Genomic DNA, 21301 nt, shown 5'->3' on the forward strand with positions numbered 1-21301 from the left:
ACATACTAATTAGAAACTGTTATTTCTTAGCATTTTCATTTTTCTCTATGCCAATCTTTTGTAATGAAACTTTATATCCATACATTTCCAGCCTTCTTTTGGCGTTCCTCAAGCTAACTTTGCTAAAGAATGGTATTTCTAGCTCTTTAGATGAAGAACTTATTATGCCGAAGATGATCTGATAATCAGAGGGATTAGGCTTGTCTTTTGGGCTCACTATTTTATAGCCTTCTGGCAATTTATCGTTCACCTTTTGCCTAAATTCTTGGTCGTCAAGTAATAATTCGCCAGATACTACGCCCTGCGAAAACAAATGGCTTAATACTGCGGACCCACCATAATGTTTTACATGAATTAATCTTTTATTTCTAGAATATAAATCACAGAATTCTATTTTACTATAACCGCCACCATGGCTTATTAGCTTTTTATCCATACAGTGAAGGTCATTAATTTGTCTTGCCGCATCTTCGTTATACTCATTCTCGTTTTTATGTTTGTAAGCCGGCAAAGCAACTGAAGCGGCGCCACTTCTTAACTTCTGATAACTGTCATTTACTTGCTTGGCAAAGCCATTTTCTACCTCGTACCATTTACCATTGCTTAAGAGGTATGTCTTCTTTTTTACGTCATCTTGTATTTCGCAGTATAAGCAGTTAAATGCCTTCCACTGATGTTTTAATTCATCGCTGCTCGCGCCGAAGCAATAGATGCGGCGATTAAAAGCATCCAAGCTTAAATTGCTCTTTTCTGAATCAGGTAAAGCCGAAATAAAGTCGGCTAAAATAATGTCTGCCTTAAGATCGTTCTTGTTGTTTTTGTAGGAAAACCCGGAAACGTCTGCCCAATCGACTAATTCCGGAACGGCCATCCATACTTTATCATAATCATTGTTATTTATGCTGCCAATTAAGCCTTTATTAAGACTTTCAGTTGTTTTGGCGTCTTTTACTTCCGAGATTTGATCTATCCAACCAAAATCTTTTTTATATTCAATGCTTTCATACTTCTTGTATGCCCGTTTTAATAAATCTTGGATATTGGATAAATCAACTTTTACGGACAAACTTAGAGAGTCCTTGCCTGTAATAGTTGTTCCAAATCCATCCTCTTTGGTTTTGCCGGTAATGGATTGGATTAAGTCCTGTTCAATATCAATGCCGAAATCCGCAGCAACGCCTTCTCTGCTTAATTGTTCGCTGGTGTCTTTTGGCACCGATGACATATTCTTTTTGTCAATACGCCGTAAATTGTTGGGGTCAATAGTGTTCAGGGTTACTTTCAAGCCAAATCGCTCTTCCCAAACACCATGATTAAGAAATGTCCAGCCATAGCCAAACGGGATTGCAAATACTCTTTCTTTGCCCGTGGCGATTTTAATCTTTGTTAAGAAAATAGCTTTGGCACTGGCGCTAAACAACTTTTCTATGTCATTCCCTAAGGTGGACCCAAAAAACCTTTCTATCCAGGATGGCGTAAAAGTATGAGATTCTCCAAAATAAAGAATGCCAGCTCCAGCGATGTCTTTTGATTGAAACTTATCAATATTCTTTAGGATCTCTTTGTGCTCCGAGTAGTCTTCTTTGATGAGGTAAATTGATAGTTTGTTTGTTGCGGTTTCCGGGCTCATATCAAATCCAAGAACTTCCAATCTTTTAGGTTATTCAGATTGTATTCGTAATTCAAACCATCATGATAACGCCAGCTATTCTTATCTTTGATAACAATTCCGCCAAACAACTTTATGCCTTTTTTGTGCTCGTCTTTGATGTATGCGGCCAATCCTTCCGCGCGCTCCTTAGCGGTTTGCGCATAAATTCCGCCCTTGGTATCAAAAAGGCCTAGGCGGCCGTCCTTCAGCCTTACGATAAAATCAACATAAAATGGTTTTTCAGCCCCATTTTCAACATAGGGGACGGCAAAATAGGTTGCGTCGCTTTTTCCATTTTTAAACCACCATTCGACCGCCTTTGATTTCTCCAAATGCCCGATGAAATCCACCTCAAGATCACTGTCTTCTTCAAATAGGTTTGCCGTACCAACGCCAGACTTTTTCGTGTAATAAGGCTGGATCACTGATTTCTTGTACTCTTTTTTAGCATAAGAAAGGGTATAGTTTATTACGGCCGGAACATTCCAGGGCTCCTCATTTTTAATTAACTCGTTTTTACCTTTACCAACCTCTGCCTGATACATCTCTTTTGCAAGGTTTATGGTATCTATCATAATTTGCTGATTTTCTTCGGCTAGGACGGCAGCCTGAATCTTTGGCCATTCGTCTTCATTCCTCGACGCTTCGAAAAACGAATAGATTGATGCCTTAATACGTCCGATTGAACGTTGTTCCGGCGCAAAGTCCGGCATAATATTATTCCTCGCAAATAGATCGAACGCGTTCTGCAACTCAACTTCATTCTTTGGGATGTCGAGCGTCCCTTCTTTAGTTATGCTTTTTGTTTCCTTGTCCGCATCGCTAATATGACCGCTCCCAATCAAGCTTGTTTTTATGATGCTATGCTTAAAAGAAAACTTATCTTTCAACTTCAATTTACTGCCTGCCTCAATGAATAATGGGGTAAAATCGGAAGAAAGACGCGTCTCCTCCTTAAAGCGCTTCGAGTGATAAGATTGAAGATCAAGGTCTTTGTAGCTTTTAATCCTAAGCCCTGTAAAGGTTGTTATATAATCGCGAGATAAATCTGTAGCGACGTTTATATCCTGTAAGCTTGTAAACACATAGCCGATATTCAAGGCTTGATCGGTGTAATGTTTTTGTTCCGGCATGCGCATAATACGACCAAGCGTTTGTATGGAAAAAGTAATATTTTCTTCGCGCCATTGCCTGAATAGGACCAATATTGCGGCCCGCGGGCAATCCCAACCAAGGGCTATTGCCTGCTTAAAGATCATCACCTCAACCTCATTGTCGTTTTTCTCTATGTTTTCAAGATTTATTTTGTTATCTTTGTCGGAAAGATAGATCGCCAGCAGTCCGTTTTCCGTTGTGTAGCGATATTTCTTCAGTAGGGCAATAATCTCGTCCTTTTTGTCAGATATTCCCTGCATGGCATCAGGCAATTGGATCAACAATAGCGGATTAACTTCCGATCCTTCAGCTTCGAGCTTCTTGCGCAATTCCACCCGCTTTTTTAGCGCACTTTCCAGCACAAGGTCGTCTGCTGTTTTATCGCTTTTCTTCTTATCAATGATGTAATTCTCAAACCCAGGATTTATGATGATCTCTTTTTTGATCATCTCTTCATCTTTTGCATCCTTGAGTTCCACTTCAATGATCCTATTCGCGTTATTCAGCTGTGGGGTAGCGGAAACCTCGATCGTAACTTTTGGCCCGATATCTTGTATGAGTTCCTTTGATTTTTCGCTATTGGCCGTATGATGACTTTCATCGATGATGAGGACAATTGTTCTTCCCTCATGCTTGGTGCGGGCGATAACACTAGATAGATTGTTGTCTCGTTCGTTGGCACGAACATACAAATTGTCTTTTTTATTGATACTTGCCCAGTTCAGGAATAATATCTCGTTTTCACTAATCTTCCGATCATCCAAATCCTCAAAATAAGAGCATTTTAGCCCTACACCATTTTGGTGGTAATATTTCTTAAGGCTGTTCCTGCTCTGGTCGTGCAGTTTATTAACAGCGATCCAGATGAATGAAAACTTCTGGCCATCTATCCGCGAATCAATCAGACGCTTCAAAAACTCTGCCATCATCAATGTTTTGCCTGAGCCGGTAGGGGACTTGAAAATACAGACTTTGTCTCCGTCGGCATCTAAAAGGTCGTTGATCTCCCGCTTTAGCTTTACGACAGCGTTTTCCTGATAATTCTTAAATTCGAATATCATTATTTAAATATCTCCCGATATACCTTTAAAATTACTTCAGGAATCGCGCAAAGTGTTACCTTGCCTTTGACATCGGCGAACTTCTTCGCGTGCGGGTCATCCCCCATCGAGAAGACATAGGTATTAAAATGCCCGTTGATCTTCTTAATGGCCTTTTTGTATTCGTCTATCGCTTCCTCGTAATAAATAACTCCGATATATTTATCGGTATTTTTAAATATTTTGAACTCTAGGGCTTCCTGAACGAGCTCAAAAGCATTTTCTAAGATACAAAGCATGTCCGTTGACTCTTTAACGAGCTTTCTTTTATTCTTATCAGTCGGCTCCGCCTCGACAAAGTCTGTTGTGTAATATTTTAGATTCCCGCCCAATCCCTCTACTTTCTCCCCTTTTTGGTTTTTGTACCCACTAATTACTTTTTTCACGCGAGGATAGCAAATATCTGTACAGATATTATTTTCGTTGTTTGTGCAAAGAATAAATTGACGATCGCCGTCGTCGTCCTTGTTTATACTTAATACCGCTTGTGCTGTGGTCCCTGAACCAGCAAAGAAATCCAAAACTATTGCATTTTGCTTCGCGCCATATTGCAAAAAGAATTTTATTAGTTCCGTCGGTTTTGGGTTTCCAAAAATGTCCTTTTTGCCAAATATTTGCGTTAGTTCATTGGTTCCATCTGCTGTAGTTGCAATATCGTACAATATGCTTCGTTCTTTGATTATTTTGACTTCTCCCTCACTAAAGTAAACTTTTTCATATGGCAACCATTTCTCCCCTTTCTTTTGCCAGAAGATCAAGTCCTTTTCGACCAACATGTCCATTCGTTTCTTTCCTACTCGCCACCGTCCTTCACCACTATCAGGGGCGATTGGGTAATTATTCTTCCCATCGGGGGATTTAATAGGGAAATGCATTTTTGGTCGATCTTCTCGCCGTGCAGTATTCCCCCACTTGGCTAATTTGACTGCTGTAAACTTTCCATTTTCGTCTTCTTTGTTGAATTCCGCTTCTTCAACAGGTATTTCCTCGTCAAGCCATTTAAACTCCCCGGATTTGGCGTAAGCAAGAACATACTCATGCTCAGTCACAAAATATGCGTCTGCTTGGCCTCCTCCCTCCTTTTTTCTCCATATTAGCGTGCCCACATAGTTATTCTCACCAAATATTTCATCACAAAGCATTCTTAATGGCGCCTGTTCGTTATTGTCAATGCTTATAAATATTACGCCAGTAGGTTTTAAAAGAAATCTTGCCAGCTTAAGGCGTTTTTCCATAAACGAAAGCCATTTGCTATGCCGGAAGCCATCCTCCCTATCAACATATTTGTCGTTATATATAAAATCGTTGTTGCCAGTGTTATATGGCGGATCAATATATATTAAATCTATGGCTTCGCGGTGAGTAAAGTTTAGAACTGCAAGAGAATGGTAGTTGTCGCCTTCGATCAAAAGATTTACGAGCTTTGATCTGTCCGATTCAATTGCCTTCCCTTTAACTTCCTTCAGGACAGGGAATGGCTTGCCTGCCATTTCATTGGGGAACATCTCGCTTGGCGTTCGCGCGTCGGGATTAACGAGGATATCGATCTTTTCTTCCGGCAAATCGCGATGCCAAACAAGACCGTAGGTCGTGCTTTTGATTTTTACAATCTCCTTGATCAATTCTTCTCTTGACCAATTATCGTAATTTGTTTTCTTCGCCTTTGCCACCGTATAGGTATTATACGCCACAATATTATCTAATTGAACGAATTTTTCTAGCGGGCGCCATTTATTAGAGTGGGGGAAAATGTACGCGCCCGCTGAGAGGGGTTGGGTATAATCAGAGGGATGGCTCGGCAAAAAACGGGTCGAGCCATTTTATCTGCGCCGCAAACCATTGCGGGTGTTGGGCGGCTTGGAGGCGACGAATGTTGCCGACAAGCCGCCCCATTATTAGGATCGGCTGAAAACTGACCTTCCGCCGCAGGGTCGCGCAGCGGGCCGGAGGCGGCAGCGACGCTATCGGAATACAATAATGACTTCTATGCCTCTTTCGAATCAAATGCCACTTTTCGCTGTGCCTTTTTATACCTTTTTTTCTTTCTCCAGCTTTCTCATGATAGCATTTTTTTCTTCTTTCCTGTCAAGGGGTCGTTCGCTGATATACATCATTTAATCCGCTAAACCTTCTAAGGTAGCTCACGCCCCTCTGCTACGTCGGCAAAATATCATATTCGAAGTATCGAGTAATATTTTGCCTCCTCCGCGCCCTCCGCACATATGCTCGACATCTAACTCGCATATGTGCTTCCGGGTGACAGGAAGAAAAAAATGCTAGGTCCATTTCATCTTGTTTCAGGAGGTGGCTCATATGTCTCGCATAGCTGGTTTCGTTGGTTCCCGCTCGCTTCCCGCTTCTTTTTCTCCGCTTGTTGCCTCTTTGGTCTCCGCGTTTCGGTCCCGTGGCTTCCTGGTGGCCTCCGGTGGCGCAGTTGGGGCTGATCAGTTCGCCCTTTCTGCCCTAGTTGAGCAGGGGGCGTCTGCTTCCGGGGTGGTTTTCTCGGCTTGGTCTTCGGCTTTGGGGTTCCCGGCTCCGGTTCGGCCTTCGGTTGGGCGTTTTCTGGCCGCTGGCGGTCAGGTGGTTTGGGGATCGGCTTCTCCCGGTGCGCCCCGCCAGCAGGCGGTTTCCGCTCTCCTGGGGCGCAATCAGCGGCTTGTTTCTGCCTGCTCGTGCCTGGTTGCTTTCCTGCATGGTTCGTCCCGGGGCACTCTGTTCACGGTGCGCCAGGCAGTCAGGCGCGGCATCCCGGTCTATGTGTTCCTTTGCGGCGGGGGTGCGTCGCTCCCCGCTGATCTCGCCAGTCATTGCTTTGTTTTACAAAAGGAGGTGGTTTAGCATGCCGTTTTATCCCATTCATCCCTGCTGTTATTGCGGCAAGAGGGAAGCTGGGCTTATCTGCAGCATGGCCCAAAAGGTCGAGTGCAGTGATTTCCTGGCTTATATCCAGAAGCTTAATAGCATGAATGCCCAGCAGGTGCTTATTAAAGAGCTTCGATATTTGATCGCTAATAAAGGAGGCAATTAGTCATGAAAGCAGCTATCTATACGAGGGTTTCTACAGATGTTCAGGCCGAGGTTGAGTTCAACTCTTGCGAAACACAGGAATCCAAGATCAGATCGTTCATTTCCAGCCAGGAGAAAATGGACATCTACAAAGTTTATTCAGATCAGGGTTATACCGGCGCTAATCTGGATCGCCCGGCCTTGAAGCATATGCTCGCTGATATTCAGCAAGGCAAAATCGATATCGTTATCTCGTACAAGATCGACCGGTTGACCCGGTCGCCCAAGGATTTCTATCAGCTGATCGAGATACTTGATAAATACAGCGTCAGCTTCCTGTCCATCACAGAGCGATTTGACACTTCGACGCCATCCGGCCGGCTTCTCCGCAACATCATGCTTACCTTTGCCCAATTCGAGCGAGAGCTTATCAGCGAACGGATCAGGGATAAGATATTCGAGCGGGCCAAAAAGGGGATGTGGAGCAGCGGGAAAGCTCCTTTCGGCTATAAGAAAGAAGACAAGAAGCTGGCAATTGAGCCGAGAGAGGCCGAAATCGTCAAAACAGCCTTTGAGAGCTTTATCGCCTATCCATCACTATGTGCCCTTTACTACAAGCTAAAAGAAGCAAACATGTTAAACCGTGCCGGGCTTCCACTTTCAAAGACATCGCTCGATTTTATGCTTAAGGGCGTTGTCTATTCCGGGATGCTCAAGCATAAAGGAGCGGTCTACCAGGGCATTCACACGCCGATAATAACCAAAGAGCTTTTCGATGAAGTCCAGCAGCTTAGAAAAGATAAAGTTCGGCCAAAGAAATCGATGAGTTATAACTACTCGCTATTCCCAGGGCTTGTCCGCTGCAAGGAGTGCGGCTCGGTGATGTCCGCGACGTTCGCCAATAAACTTAAAGACGGTGAGCGGACCAGATATTTCTATTACCGCTGTTCAGTGGTTGATAAAAGAGACAAGTCGTTCTGCAACGTCAGGTATGTCAGCGCCGACCGGCTGGATAGCTTTATCATCGATAATCTCGATAAGATCAGGAAAAACAAACAATACCTCGATAGTTTGGTCTATGTGCTCAACCACAACAACACGGGCAACCCCGCAGGATTCGAACCAGAGCAGTCATCTATGCCGATAATGGTTGAAAACGTGCAAAATATACTGCAAACCATCATTGAGGCATCCAGGTTAAAGGGAAAAACTGAGAAACGGGCTGTCATAAAAAGGCACATCGAAAAGGTCATTTATTCGAAAGAGACAATAGAAGTCATACTATTGTATTCCGATAGCGTCGCTGCCGCCTCCGGCCCGCTGCGCGACCCTGCGGCGGAAGGTCAGTTTTCAGCCGATCCTAATAATGGGGCGGCTTGTCGGCAACATTCGTCGCCTCCAAGCCGCCCAACACCCGCAATGGTTTGCGGCGCAGATAAAATGGGCCCACTAGGATTCGAACCTAGAACCAATCGGTTATGAGCCGACTGCTCCACCCTTGAGCTATGGGCCCTCAGAAAAGTCAGTTTAGCCCAGCTTGCGAGTATAGTCAAGGAATGCTAATATTGACGCTACGGGCGCGTAGTTTAGTGGTAGAACGCTTCCTTCACACGGAAGAGGTCAGAGGTTCAATCCCTCTCGCGCCCAATCATTTCCAAGGAGGGAAAAACATGGCTGATGAACAAAAAGCGAAAAATCTGGGTGATCTGATGAAGCAGATCGACGAGTTCGAATCGACGATCAAAGGGCTGGCCGAGAACGTCGCCACCCTGAAAAAAAAGATCGCCGAGAACCAGGCGAAGTACGGTCCCGATATCACCGCCTGGCCGAAAGAATAACCCTACTTCAGGTATTCCCGCAGTTTGCGCGCCCGGGTCGGGTGCTTCAGCTTGCGCAGCGCCTTGGCCTCGATCTGGCGGATCCGCTCGCGGGTGACCGCAAAGACCCGGCCGACCTCTTCCAGCGTCCGCGGATGCCCGTCGTCCAGCCCGAACCGGAGCTTGAGCACCGTCCGCTCGCGGTCGGAGAGGGTGTTCATCACGTCTTCCAGGTCGTCGCGCAGTAAACCCTGCAGGACGATGTCGTCCGGCGCCTGAATGGTGGCGTCTTCCACGAAGTCGCCGAGGCGCGAGCTCTCTTCGTCGCCGACCGGCGCCTCCAGCGAAAGCGGGACCTGCGAAATGCGCAGGATCTCGCGGACCTTGTCCACCGACATGCGGGCCCGCTGGGCGATCTCTTTTTCCGTCGGCTTGTGGCCGAGCTGCTGCAGCAGGATGCGCGAGGTCTTGCGCAGCCGGTTGATCGTCTCGATCATGTGGACCGGGATCCGAATGGTGCGGGCCTGGTCGGCGATGGCGCGGGTGATCGCCTGGCGGATCCACCAGGTGGCGTAGGTCGAGAATTTATACCCCTTGCGGTAGTCGAACTTTTCCACCGCGCGGATCAGGCCGAGGTTCCCTTCCTGGACGAGGTCGAGGAAGAGCATGCCGCGGCCGGTGTACTTCTTGGCGATACTGACGACCAGCCGGAGGTTGGAGTTGACCAGCTTGTGCTTGGCGCGCATGTCGCCGACCTTCATCCGCTTGGCGAGGACGATCTCCTCTTCCGAGGTCAGCAGCGGGAACTTGCCGATCTCGCGCAGGTACATCCGGACGGTGTCGTCGACGCCGATCCCCTTGATGTCGGCGAGCTCCTGGTGCAGCTCGTCGGCCTTGGGCGGCGCTTCTTCGGCGCGCTTCTCCTTCCGTTCGGAGAGCTCGATCCCCAGCTCCAGCAGCTGCTCGATCTCATCCAGGTTCTTTTCCGGATGGGGATAGACCGACAATATTTCTTCGGGCGTCAGGTAACCTTTCTTGGTCGCCGCCGCCCGCAACAGTTCCAGATCGTTTCTTTTACCGAACATGCAATCCCCTCCAATATGTTATCGCCGGACCGGTCAGGAAATTTCAGTTTTTAACGCGGCCAGGATCTCGGCCGCTTTGGCGGCGTCGTGGGCCTGTTCCGCCTCGTGCAATTGCGTCTTGAGCGCGCTGACCCGGCGGTGGCTGTGCTCCGCCTTGATCACGCCGATGCAGTCGTTTAAGATCTCGTCCGGCCGGTCGAGCGCTTCGCCGACCAGGACCTGGGTCAGGAAATTGCGCGCCGACTCGGTCGACAGGTTGTCCGTCACGGCGTGGGCCAGTTCGGCGTCCGGCCGCGGCCCCAGGTTGAACAGGACCTCGGCGATCGCCTTGGCGTCGGGCCAGCTGAAGAAATCCGGCGCCAATTCCTTTTTGACGACCGCCAGGGCCGCCGCGCTTTGCGTCGACAGGGCGATCAGTTTTTTTTCGGCTTCCAGCAGCTTGGCCGGCGGCTTCTCCGTCACGCGGCGCAGGTCCTTGGACCGGCCGGGCTGGTAATAACCCTGCCGCTTGATCTCGCCCAGGATGGCGTCCGGCACGACCGCCAGCAGGGCGGCGGCCAGCTTGGCGTATTCCCCCTGGATAAAGGGGTCCTTCTCCTCGGCCAGCAGCGGGCAGATCTCGCGCAGCGCGCGGGATTTGCCTTCGATGTCGCCGGTGTTGTGGCGGGCGACGGCGCGCCGGACCCGGAACTCCAGGTAGGGGATGGCCCGGTCGATCTCTTTCTGGAAAGCGGCCGCGCCCTGGCGCCGGATAAATTCGTCCGGATCCTTGGCCCCGGAGAACGAGATGACCTTGACTTTCAACTCCTGGCTGCGCAGCAACTGGGCGGAACGCTCGGCGGCGGTTTCTCCGGCGGGATCGGCGTCGTAGGCCAACATTACCGTATCGGTAAAACGGGCCAATAACTTGCATTGCTCGGGGGTCAGCGCCGTCCCCAGCGGCGCGGCCGCGTAACGGAAACCGGCCTGGTGGAGCGTTACCAGGTCGAGGTTCCCCTCGACCAGGATCGCTTTTTTCTGCCGCTTCATCTCGTCCTTGGCGAAGTTCAAGCCGTAGATCGTCGCCCCCTTGTGGTAGACCGGGGTTTCCGGCGAGTTCAGGTATTTCGGTTCGCCGTCGTCCAGCGCCCGGCCGCTGAAAGCGATCGGCCGGCCCCGCGTGTCGTGGACGGGGAAGAGCAGCCGGTGCCGGAAGCGGTCATAGTAGCCGTCTTTCCCTTCGCGCGGCAGGATCAGCCCGGCCCGTTCGATCAGCGCCGGCGCGGCGCCGCGGCCGATCAGGTGCTTAAAAAGCTGGTCCCAGGCGTTGGGGGCGTAACCGAGGCCGAACGCCTCGGCGGTGGCGGCCGTGATCCCGCGGCCTTCCAGATAGGCACGGGCAGGCGCCCCCTGGTCGGCCAAAAAACATTGCCGGAAGAACTTGGCGGCCAGCGCCATGACCTCGTAGATCTTTTCCTTGTCGCTCCGGGCGCCCGGCGTCAGGCCGCTCTGTTCCACGTTGATGCCGGCCCGCGCGCCCAGCTCGGCCGCCGCTTCGGCGAAACCGAGGCTCTCGATCTTCATCAGGAAATCGAAAACGTTCCCCCCTTCGCCGCAGCCGAAGCAGTGGAAGAGCTGTTTTTCCTGGGAAACGGTGAACGAGGGGCCCTTTTCCGAGTGGAAGGGGCAGAGGCCGACGTAGTTGCGGCCGCTCTTTTTCAGCGCGACGTATGGCGACACGACGGCAATGATGTCGGTCTTCTGGCGGATCGCGTCAATCTGTTCCTTCGGGATCAAACCGGCTTTCTCCACTCGTCGGGGACGAACAGCTCCTGGAACTTGGTGATGGCGTAGCGGTCGGTCATGCCGGCGATAAAATCGACGGTGTGCTGCAGCTGCGCCTCTTCCGAGAGCCCCTTTTGGAACTTCGGGTCGTAATGGTAATAGCGGAAAAGCTGGTGCAGCAGCTCCGGCACCTTTGCTTCTTCGCTTTTCGCGATCGGGTTGGTGTAGACGTTCTTGTACATGAAATCGTAAAGGCCGTCCATGGCCGTCTGGACCGCTTTTTCCATGGCGATCTCGCGCTTGCCGCGGCTGGTCTGCACGATGCTCCGGACGATCCGGTCGAGCAGGTTGGGCCCGAGCACCTTCATGTGCTTGCCGGGGAGCTGTTTGGCGGTGATCACGCCGGCCCGGAGCGCGTCCTCGATGTCGTGGCCGAGATAGGCGATCCGGTCCGCCAGGCGGACGATCCGCCCCTCCAGCGTCGCCGGCCACGGATCGTCGGGCGTGTGGTTGCGGATCCCGTCGAGCACTTCGGCGGTCAGGTTCAGGCCTTGGCCGTCGCGCTCGATCACTTCCACCACCCGGATGCTCTGTTCGTTGTGGAAGAAGCGCCGGCCGTAATACTTGCTCAGGATGTCGTCGAGCACGTACTCGCCGGCGTGGCCGAACGGCGTGTGGCCCAGGTCGTGCCCCAGGGCGATCGCTTCGGCCAGGTCCTCGTTGAGCCGCAGGGCGCGGGCGATCGTCCGCGCGATCTGCGCCACTTCCAGCGTGTGGGTCAACCTGGTCCGGTAGTGGTCTTCGACCGGGGAGATAAAGACCTGGGTCTTGTGCTTGAGCCGGCGGAACGACTTGCAGTGGATGATCCGGTCCCGGTCGCGCTGGAAGGCGGTGCGCAGGTCGCACTCCTTTTCCGGCCGCCGACGGCCCCGGCTATTGCTAGCCAGGGCCGCCTGGTCGGACAAAGTCGCTTTTTCGCGTTCCTCGATCTCTTTCCTGATCAGCATCAAGCCTATTTAAGCGCCGCTTGCGCCGCCGCGAGGCGGGCGATCGGCACGCGGAACGGCGAGCAGGAGACGTAGTTCATGCCGACGGCGTGGCAGAACTTGACCGAATCGGGATCGCCGCCGTGTTCGCCGCAGATCCCGACCTTGAGATGTTTACGGGTCTTGCGCCCGCGGGTGATGCCCAGCTTGATCAGTTCGCCGATCCCTTCCTGGTCGATCGTCTGGAAGGGGTCTGCCGGCAGGATCTTGCCGGTCAGGTAGTCGGGCAGGAAGCTGCCGATATCGTCGCGGCTGAAGCCGAAGCCCATCTGGGTCAGGTCGTTCGTGCCGAACGAGAAGAATTCCGCCGTCTCGGCCATTTTCCCCGCGGTCAGGGCGGCGCGCGGGATCTCGATCATCGTGCCGTACATGAACGGGATCTTTTTGACGCCGAGCTTGGCGCAGACCTCGGCGTAGACCTTGTCGACCAGCGCCTTCTGGTTGTTCAGCTCGTTGACGGTGCAGGTGACCGGGATCATGATCTCCGGGTAAGCTTTCTTGCCGGCCTTGACCAGTTCGCCGGCCGCTTCCAGAATAGCCCGGATCTGCATCTCGGAAACCTCGGGGTAGGTGACGCCGAGGCGGACGCCGCGGTGGCCGAGCATCGGGTTGTTCTCTTTCAGGCTCTCGCCCCGTTTTTTGATCTCGGCAATATTAACGCCCAGTTCTTTGGCCAGCGCCGCCTGGCGGTCTTCGCTGTGCGGCACGAACTCGTGCAGCGGCGGATCGAGCAGGCGGATGGTGATCGGCAGGCCGTTCAGCTCTTCCATCGTCGCCTTGATATCTTTCTTGACGAAGACGGACAGTTCGGCCAGCGCGTTGACCCGCTCCGCTTTGGTCTTGCTCATGATCATCTTGCGGAGGAGGAAGAGCGGTTTGTCGCTCCCTTCGCCGTAGAACATGTGCTCGGTCCGGAAGAGGCCGATCCCCTCGGCCCCGAATTCGATCGCTTTGGCCGTATCCTTCGGGGTGTCGGCGTTGGTCCGGATATTCATCGTCCGGTACTTATCGCAGAGCTTCATCAGGATGCCGTAAGAACGGTTGTTCTCCAGGTCGACGTCGACGAGCGGCAGGTCGCCTTTGTAGACCAGCCCCTTGGTCCCGTTCAGGGTGATCCAGTCGCCCTCGTTGATCGTTTCGCCGCTCTTGGTCGTGGCGGATTTGCCGCCGACTTCCAGGCCTTCGCAGCCGACGACGCAGCATTTGCCCCAGCCGCGGGCGACGAGCGCCGCGTGGGAGGTCATCCCGCCTTTGGAGGTCAGGATGGCCTGCGCTTTGTGCATGCCGTCAACGTCTTCCGGCGAGGTCTCTTCGCGGACCAGGATCACTTTTTCGCCGCGGGCCGCCCAGGCGACCGCGTCTTCGGAGGTGAAAACCGCGCGCCCTTTGGCGCCGCCCGGTCCGGCCGGCAGGCCCTTGGCGATCGCCTTGGTCGCGCCTTCCACCTTGGGATCGAGCATCGGCAGGAGGAGTTCGACCAGCTGGTTCGGCTGGACCCGCAGCAGCGCTTCCGGCGCGCTGATCAGTTTTTCCGCGTACATGTCGGTGGCGATGCGGACGGCGGCGACGCCGTTCCGTTTGCCGATCCGGCACTGCAGCATGTACAGTTTGCCTTTCTCGATGGTGAACTCGATGTCCTGCATGTCGCGGTAATGTTTCTCGAGCCGGAGCTGGATGTCGTACAGCTCTTTGTAGATCTTGGGCATGATCTTTTCCAGCGTCGGCAGGTTGCGGCTGTGGTCGTTCTTGGAGTTCTCGTTGATCGGGGCGGGGGTGCGGATGCCCGCGACCACGTCCTCGCCCTGGGCGTTGACCAGGTACTCGCCGTAAAAATTCTCGTCGCCGTTCCCCGGGTTCCGGGTGAACGCGACGCCGGTGGCGGAGTCGTCGCCCATGTTGCCGAAGACCATCGCCTGGACGTTGACGGCGGTGCCCCACTCATCGGGGATCTTCTCGATCCGGCGGTATTCGACGGCGCGCTTGCCGTTCCAGCTCATGAAAACGGCGCCGATGCCGCCCCAGAGCTGTTCCTGCGGGTCGTCGGGGAACGGTTTGCCGAGCACGGCCAGGACCGTCGCTTTGAACTCGGCGACCAGCTTCTTTAGCTCGCCCGGGGTCAGTTCGGTGTCGAGCTTGTAGCCCTTGGCTTTTTTCACCGCTTCCAGCTTTTCGTCCAGCTGCTTGCGGATCCCTTTGCCGCCTTTCGGCTCGATCCCTTCCGCTTTTTCCATGACGACGTCGGCGTACATCATGATCAGGCGGCGGTAGGCGTCATAGGCGAACCGCTCGTTGCCGGTCATCTTGATCAAACCTTTGACGGTGACGTCGTTCAGGCCGACGTTGAGCACCGTGTCCATCATGCCGGGCATCGAGCGGCGGGCGCCGGAGCGGACGGAGACGAGCAGGGGATCGGCCGGATCGCCGAACTTTTTCCCCATGATGCTTTCCACGTTGGCCAGCGCGGCCGCGACCTGGGCTTTCAGCTCCTTGGGATAGGAGCGCTTGTGATCGTAGTAATGAGTGCAAACTTCCGTGGTACAGGTGAAACCGGGCGGGACCGGGAGCCGGAGCTTGGGATGACCGGCCATCTCGGCCAGGTTCGCCCCTTTACCGCCGAGCAGGTTCTTCATCGACTCGTTGCCGTCCGCCTTGCCGCCGCCGAACTTATAAACGTACTTCTTACCCTTAGCCATTGCTTTTGCCTCCTTGAAAAATATGGTGGAGCTGATGGGGATCGAACCCACGGCCTCCTGAATGCCATTCAGGCGCTCTCCCAGCTGAGCTACAGCCCCACAAAACAAAAACTCGAAACCCGAAACTCGAAATACGAAACGAGGGGGAACCTAGTAATGATACACTATCGCGTCCTTCCCCCACAACTCCTCCAGCCGATAATAATCGCGCGCCTCCTGGCTCATGACGTGCACGACGATCGACCCGAGGTCCAGGATCAGCCAACCGGAACTAGTCACCCCCTCCCATTTATAACCTTTTATCTTGTTCTGCCGCAGCGCTTCGTCGATCCCGCTCTCGATGCCGCGCAGGTGCGTGTCCGCTTCCCCGCTGCAGATGACCAGCTGGTCGACGAGCGCGCTGCTCCCGCTGACGTCCAGCACCCGCAAGTCCACCGCTTTTTTGTCTTCGGCCGCTTCGACGATCAGATCGAGCAGCCGGTTAGCGGCCGGCCGTTTAATTTTTCGGCTCCCCGGCGGCCGCGGCCAGGTTGCCGCTGTAGAGCGCAGTGTTCGCCAGCTTGCGCACCGCTTCCTCGTCCGGCTTCCAGTAATAGATCTTGTCGACCATAAAATCCGTGCCCGGGACCATGCTCATGCGGACCTGCCCGCTCTCGTTGGCCCCCCGGAGCGCCAGGGAGAGACCGAGTATCTCCCGGGAGTTCAGGTTGGTCTGGACGCACTGGAGCAGGGAGAGGAACAGCTGCGGCGACCGGATCAGGTTCTCCTTTTTCATCGCCTGGTCGGCCACCGACCGCAGAAAGTTCTGCTGGCGCCCGATCCGGGCGAAATCGTTGTCGGAGTGGCGGAAACGGAGGTAGCCCATTGCCTGTTTGCCGTTCAGCTTCTGGCGGCCCGGCTGCAGGTCGATGTGCAGGTCGCCGGCGTAGTCCACGTAGTACATCCGTTTTTCGACGTTGACCATGACGCCGCCGATATCGTCGATCAGTTTTTCGATCCCGGACAGGTCGACGATGATGTGGTAGGGGATGCTGACCCGGAAGAAGTCTTCCAGCGTCCGGCGCGCGAGATCGGCGCCGCCGTAAGCGAACGCGTGATTGACCTTGTCCAGCCCGCGGCCGGGGATGGCGACGATCGTGTCGCGCGGCACGGAAATGACCGCGGCGCTCCGCTGGGCCGGGTCGATGTGCACGACCATGATCGTGTCGGAGCGGTGGCCGTAGATGTCATCGACGCCCAGGACCAGGATGTTGGATTCGGCGATGATCGGCGTGGCCGGGGTCAGGCTGAAAAAAATGTCCAGCAGGGCGATCCGGGCGCCGACGCTGATCGTGAAGCCGATCAGGGCGGCCCCGAACGCTAAGATCACCGCGATAATGATTAAGGTCTTTTTCATCTTCTCTTTTTCAGGTAACTGTTCCTGGTCTCCAGGGTCGCCGGATCGATCGGCTGGCCCCGCCGCAGCAGGTATTCCAGCTGGGCGCCCGCCGACTCGGCGATCGCCCGGTCCAGCTGCCGGAACGCCAACTTTCTGATGCGGCCGGCTGCCGCGTGGTCCCGGCCCTCTTCCACATGGTCGGCCAGGTAAATGATCTTGGCCAGCTTGGCCATCCCCGGTTTGCCGGTCGTATGGCACCTGATCGCTTCCAGGACCGGGCGCGATCCGACCCGGAACTCCCGCCTGGCCAGCCGAACGCCGAGTTCGCCGTGCAGCAGCTTTGGTTCGGCCCGGTCGAGCGGCCTGATCTTTAAACCGAGCCGTTTGGCTTCGCGTAACAGACCGCGTCGGTCGTAGCGGCGGGCACAGTCATGGAGCAGAGCGGCCAGTGAGGCTTGCTGCTTGTTGACGCGGTACCGGGCTGCCAGTTGGAGCGCGATCTTTTCCACTCTCAGGGAATGCTCGAACCGTTCGGGATCGAGAGTCTCCTGGAGCCGCTTGATTATTTTATCTCGTCTTGGCACAAAAAAACGGCCAAGACCCCAGCCTTGGCTCAGTGAAGCCATTATATCAATGTAAGGATAAACTTGTCAAGCCCCCGGTCCGCCTGTTAGAATGGTTCAATGAGAGAACTGGCGGCGGTCATTTTAGCGGCCGGCAAGGGGACCCGGATGAAGTCCGACCTCCCCAAGGTGTTCCACGAGATCCTCGGGGAACCGATGCTTTCTTACGTCATCCAGACGGTCCAAAAGCTCGGGCCGCAGCGGATCCTGGTGGTCGTCGGCCACCAGCGCGGGCTGATCATCGATTATTACCGCAATTCGCCGCTCGAGTTCATTGTCCAGGCCGAACAGCTGGGGACCGGCCACGCCGTGCAGCAGGCCGAACCGGCGCTGCGCGATTTTACCGGCAACGTCCTGGTCCTGGCGGGCGACGTCCCGCTGTTAAAAGAGCAGACGTTAAAGGACCTGGTCGCTTTCCACGAACAGCACCGGGCGGCGGCGACCGACCTGACCGCCGAATTGCCCGACGCGCAGAATTACGGCCGGATCGTGCGCGGGCCGGACGGCTCTTTGCTGCGGATCGTCGAGAAAAAGGACGCGACCCCGGCCGAACTGGCGATCAGGGAGTTCAACACCGGCACTTTTTGCTTCGACGCCCAAGCGCTTTTTACCGCGCTGCAAGAGGTCAAGGCGGAGAACGCGCAAAAAGAGTATTACCTGACCGACACGATCGCCATTCTCCGGCAAAAAGGTTTGCCGGTCCTGGCTTACAAGACCGCCGACGCCGGCGAGACCCTCGGCATCAACACCAAGGAAGAGCTGGTCGCCATCGAAAAGGCCCTCCTGCAAAATAAGTGAAATTCCTCCCGGCCCGGCCCGATAAACCAGCGTGGAGGAAGCACTGTTTTGATACGCGCCGCCAATATCGGACCGAAACCGGCCTTAGTTAAGGAAAAGCTTAACCGCAGCAACGTCCAGATCGAACTGGCGAACCATGGTTTTTATAACCCGTGGAACCGCCTCTCGGTCAACACGCTGAGGCAGCTGCCGCTGGAACACTACGGCGAAATGATGAAGCTGCTCGCCAAGATCCACAACTACGTGCTCACCAAGCTGGAGTTCAACGAGCCGGTGGCGCTGATCCTGCCGTCGGCCGCCGACCTGCGGCCGATCAAGATCGAAAAGATCGCCCAGTCCGAAAAAGCTTTAGCGGAAGTGATCAGCCGCTGCGTTTTCATCGAGCACGGCGTCAAGCTCGACCTCCGGGACCTGCCCCGGATCTATCAGAAGTTCGCGGTTTAGCGTTTAGCTGAAATTTATCCTCTCCCGACCCGATAAAATCCTAGTTATGGCACTCTTGCAACGCCTTGCCGGCTTGACCCGGACGACCGTCCTTTCGACCAAGGTCAGGACCGGGATCATCGTCCGGCAGGACCTGTTCGACTTAAATATCCGCGGTTTGCGTTTAGCCGACCAGCGTTTTTTGGCGCATCTGCCGGAACGGCAGTACGACGCGCTGCTCGGCAAGCTGAAAGAAGCGCAGCCGCACGTGGCGTTTGAAGACCTGCTGATCGATCCGCCGCACCAATTGCTCGATTTCCCCTTCGATCGGCTGCCGCTCGATTTCCTCCGCGAAAACATCCGCGGCATGACGCTCGACCTGACCGGCCTGCGCGACAAGTTCCTCGCTTTTTCCCGGCGGAACGCGGCGCCGCCCCAACTCGCCCAGCCGGCGACGCAGGAGATCCAGCGCCTGTCCGAATTCCTCGACGTGCTCTGGGGCGAAAAACGGATCTTCCAGGCGAAGGTCGGGGAGTGGGCGCGGGAGCCGGGCGAGAGCGGGGTGGAGAAGATCTTTGGTGCGGTCGAGCACGCTTTCCGGCACAAGTTTGCCCGGCTCGGTTTTTCCGGCCTGACGATCGACCGGACCGGCGCAGTTCCGGCGAGCGCCGGGCAGCTGCAGTTCCGCCTGGAATCGAGCCGCGGGCTGGAAGCGGTCGTCCGTTTTCGGGCGACGGCGCTGCCGGCGGACAAAGACCTGGCGGACGCGCTCCATAAAGCGGTGGAGCAGTATTTCCTGGAAGTCTCCGCCGCGCTGACCGCGGTCCGGGCCGGGCACAAGACCGCGGTGCCGCGAACTAAAAAGCTGCTGACCGACAATTTGCTCTTCGATCCGCATTCCGGGGTCGGTTACCCCAGGAACGCGGACGAATATAACGCGTTGATCGCGCAGATCGTCGACGCCGCCGGCCGTTTTCCCGGCGACAGCGACGCCTTGACGCCGGCCGGGACCTACGCGCCGAAAATGCCCGGCGTCAGCCACCTGACCTTGAAGAGAAAAGGGAAGGAATTCCAGGTGGAGATCCTGGCGCCCAGCTTGCACGCCCAGGGGGTCAAGAACCGGCTGATCTTTGACGCCGACCTGATCTCCCAGGCCGCTTCTTTTGAATCGTACGGCACCGCCGGCGTCAGCTACGACCGGGAGTCGTATTACGTCCGCCGGCTGTTCAACGCGGAGATCGTCCCGTTCATCCGCCTGGACGGTTTCCCCGTTTCTTTTGCCGCGCTGCAGGGTTTCCAGACCTCGTTCCAGGAGCAGGAGCTGTATTACGCTTTCATCCATTTCACCATGACGCGCGGCGCGGTCCAGGGCTACGGCCTGACCTCCTACCTGGTCCGCGAAGGCTTAAGCAGCCTTTATTACCGCGACGTCTGGCGCAATAAGCCGAACTTAATGATCGCCGGGGACGGCCGGATCAAAGATTACCGGCTGAGGATGTGGGCGTTCGCCCATTCCGGCCGCTTCACGCCGTTCTACGCTTTTGTCAAAGGTTTGGGCGGCGTCGGTGAGGAGCAGCAGCCGGTCGCCGACGCGATCATCGGCGACGTCCACCAGCGGATCACCTCGCCGGACGACCAGGCCGCCCGGGGGAAGCCGCTCAGCCGCGGCGTGGTCAGGGTCAACGGCGGATCGTTCCCGATCGCGGCCGACCGGCAAGTTTACCCGGCTAACACCCGGTACCCGGTCAAGGACGGCAAAGTGCTGCTTTCCCAGAGCGAGATCGACCTGCCGACCTCGATCCGCCAGGTTTGGCTGGACATGCTGGGCGGGGAAGAGGGCGTGGCGCAAGGCAACGGCCTCTACTTCGGCGGGCTGGTGACGTTCGGCCGGATCCAGGACGCGAAGAAACGGGAAAAAGAGCGGGAAGGGGGCGGCGTGATGGAAAGAACGGGAGACTGGCTGCGGCAGTCGATCATCAGCCGGGACCGGCCATGATCGGCGTCGTGCGCCGCTTTTTGCGGACGGTTTTACCGGGCGACGCGAACTTCTGGCGGGTCTACGCGCCGGTGATCAGGATCCTGAAAGATTCCCACGAACACCGGTTGATCCGGGAAAAGATCGGCCGCTATCTGCAGCTCGGCGCCAAAGACGCCGTGCTGGAAGAAGGCTGCGGCAACGCCATCTGGCTGGCCCAGATCAGCGGCCAGGTCGCGCGCAGCTTCGGGCTGGATTGCGAAAAGAAAATGCTGGAAGTCGCCCGCCAGGCTTCGCCCCGCTCGGATTTTTTCCTGGGCGATCTTAACGACAACCTCCCTTTTGCCGACGCCGCGTTCACCAGGATCGGCAGCATCCTGGTCGAAGGTTATCTGCGGAACGACCAGCGCTCGCGGGAGGAGAACTTCCGGGTGCTGGAGCCGGGCGGCCTGATCGCCGTCGTGACCCCGCGCCGCGGGGCAAGCTTCTTCCGGGTGCTGGCGGCGGAAGCCCGGCAGCGGAAAGAGGAGCGGAGCGTGATCGCCAACCTGCGCAAACTGCCGCTGGCCGTGGTCGCGATCATTTTCGGCAAGATCGCCGAACTGAAAGCGGTGATCGGCGACTGGCATTTTTACGACCGGCAGCCGCTGATCGACGCTTACCGGCAAGCCGGGTTCGAGATCGTCGCCTGCGAGTCGGTCTACGCCGACCAGGCCTGGCTGCTGATCGCCAGAAAACCCGCCCGCATTGACGCGCCCGATCGTTGACCCTATAATGTATCGGAGTT

Annotated in this window: 16 protein-coding genes and 3 tRNA genes; 6 read left to right on the top strand and 13 right to left on the bottom strand. The window is 55.1% G+C overall.

The window, feature by feature from the left end; translation table 11 throughout:
• Positions 1-19: 19 nt before the first annotated feature.
• The 5 genes from WC529_04345 to WC529_04365 all read right to left on the bottom strand — a co-directional run bounded on the left by WC529_04345 (position 20) and on the right by WC529_04365 (position 8425).
• On the bottom strand, positions 20-1651 hold the full coding sequence (locus WC529_04345) for a TIGR04141 family sporadically distributed protein (protein ID MFA5113510.1): 1632 nt from the start codon (positions 1649-1651) through the stop codon (positions 20-22).
• Entirely contained in the window at positions 1627-3867 is a 2241-nt protein-coding gene (locus WC529_04350) for a DEAD/DEAH box helicase family protein (GenBank protein MFA5113511.1), read from the bottom strand. The genes WC529_04345 and WC529_04350 overlap by 25 nt, the downstream gene beginning before the upstream one ends.
• Positions 3867-5576, bottom strand: a complete 1710-nt coding sequence (locus tag WC529_04355) for a site-specific DNA-methyltransferase (protein MFA5113512.1) — start codon at positions 5574-5576, stop codon at positions 3867-3869. Before WC529_04355 ends, WC529_04350 begins: the two co-directional genes overlap by 1 nt.
• A 1495-nt stretch (positions 5577-7071) precedes the next feature.
• Positions 7072-7326, bottom strand: a complete 255-nt coding sequence (locus WC529_04360) for a hypothetical protein (protein ID MFA5113513.1) — start codon at positions 7324-7326, stop codon at positions 7072-7074.
• Positions 7327-8353: 1027 nt separating this feature from the next.
• Positions 8354-8425: transfer RNA gene (locus tag WC529_04365), tRNA-Ile, on the bottom strand.
• Between the two features lie 62 nt (positions 8426-8487).
• Here WC529_04365 and WC529_04370 point away from each other — a divergent pair.
• A tRNA-Val gene (locus WC529_04370) sits at positions 8488-8559 on the top strand.
• Between the two features lie 23 nt (positions 8560-8582).
• Positions 8583-8750: a hypothetical protein gene (locus tag WC529_04375; protein MFA5113514.1), complete on the top strand. Its 168-nt coding sequence runs from the start codon at positions 8583-8585 to the stop codon at positions 8748-8750.
• A gap of 2 nt (positions 8751-8752) precedes the next feature.
• Here WC529_04375 and rpoD read toward each other — a convergent pair whose 3' ends face one another.
• From rpoD to yqeK, 8 genes are all read right to left on the bottom strand, one after another.
• Positions 8753-9814, bottom strand: coding sequence for an RNA polymerase sigma factor RpoD (gene rpoD / locus WC529_04380; protein ID MFA5113515.1), 1062 nt, complete (start codon positions 9812-9814; stop codon positions 8753-8755).
• A 33-nt stretch (positions 9815-9847) separates the two neighbouring features.
• Complete coding sequence (dnaG, locus tag WC529_04385) at positions 9848-11590, bottom strand: DNA primase (protein ID MFA5113516.1); 1743 nt, start codon at positions 11588-11590, stop codon at positions 9848-9850.
• Entirely contained in the window at positions 11587-12585 is a 999-nt protein-coding gene (locus WC529_04390; protein ID MFA5113517.1) for a deoxyguanosinetriphosphate triphosphohydrolase, read from the bottom strand. Before WC529_04390 ends, dnaG begins: the two co-directional genes overlap by 4 nt.
• Positions 12586-12590: 5 nt before the next feature.
• Positions 12591-15317, bottom strand: coding sequence for a pyruvate, phosphate dikinase (gene ppdK / locus WC529_04395; GenBank protein ID MFA5113518.1), 2727 nt, complete (start codon positions 15315-15317; stop codon positions 12591-12593).
• 23 nt (positions 15318-15340) lie between these two features.
• A tRNA-Ala gene (locus WC529_04400) sits at positions 15341-15416 on the bottom strand.
• Positions 15417-15467: 51 nt separating this feature from the next.
• The gene (gene rsfS / locus WC529_04405) at positions 15468-15932 is read right to left on the bottom strand and encodes a ribosome silencing factor (protein ID MFA5113519.1); all 465 of its coding nucleotides are present in this window, start codon (positions 15930-15932) and stop codon (positions 15468-15470) included.
• Complete coding sequence (locus WC529_04410; GenBank protein MFA5113520.1) at positions 15814-16713, bottom strand: LCP family protein; 900 nt, start codon at positions 16711-16713, stop codon at positions 15814-15816. The genes rsfS and WC529_04410 overlap by 119 nt, the downstream gene beginning before the upstream one ends.
• Positions 16710-17321: a bis(5'-nucleosyl)-tetraphosphatase (symmetrical) YqeK gene (gene yqeK / locus WC529_04415; GenBank protein MFA5113521.1), complete on the bottom strand. Its 612-nt coding sequence runs from the start codon at positions 17319-17321 to the stop codon at positions 16710-16712. The genes WC529_04410 and yqeK overlap by 4 nt, the downstream gene beginning before the upstream one ends.
• Before the next feature lie 57 nt (positions 17322-17378).
• Between yqeK and WC529_04420 the strand changes: the two genes are divergently transcribed.
• From WC529_04420 to WC529_04435, 4 genes are read left to right on the top strand one after another with little or no spacing between them, the layout of a single operon-like run.
• The gene (locus WC529_04420) at positions 17379-18116 is read left to right on the top strand and encodes an NTP transferase domain-containing protein (GenBank protein ID MFA5113522.1); all 738 of its coding nucleotides are present in this window, start codon (positions 17379-17381) and stop codon (positions 18114-18116) included.
• A 48-nt stretch (positions 18117-18164) separates the two neighbouring features.
• Positions 18165-18560, top strand: a complete 396-nt coding sequence (locus WC529_04425; protein MFA5113523.1) for a hypothetical protein — start codon at positions 18165-18167, stop codon at positions 18558-18560.
• A 46-nt stretch (positions 18561-18606) separates the two neighbouring features.
• Positions 18607-20535, top strand: a complete 1929-nt coding sequence (locus tag WC529_04430; GenBank protein ID MFA5113524.1) for a hypothetical protein — start codon at positions 18607-18609, stop codon at positions 20533-20535.
• A complete protein-coding gene (locus WC529_04435) occupies positions 20532-21281 on the top strand; it encodes a methyltransferase domain-containing protein (protein MFA5113525.1) in 750 nt (249 codons plus the stop codon). Before WC529_04430 ends, WC529_04435 begins: the two co-directional genes overlap by 4 nt.
• The last annotated feature ends 20 nt before the right edge of the window (positions 21282-21301 follow it).

The sequence above is a fragment of the Candidatus Margulisiibacteriota bacterium genome (assembly GCA_041650855.1).
Lineage (GTDB): Bacteria > Margulisbacteria > WOR-1 > O2-12-FULL-45-9 > XYB2-FULL-48-7 > JALOPZ01.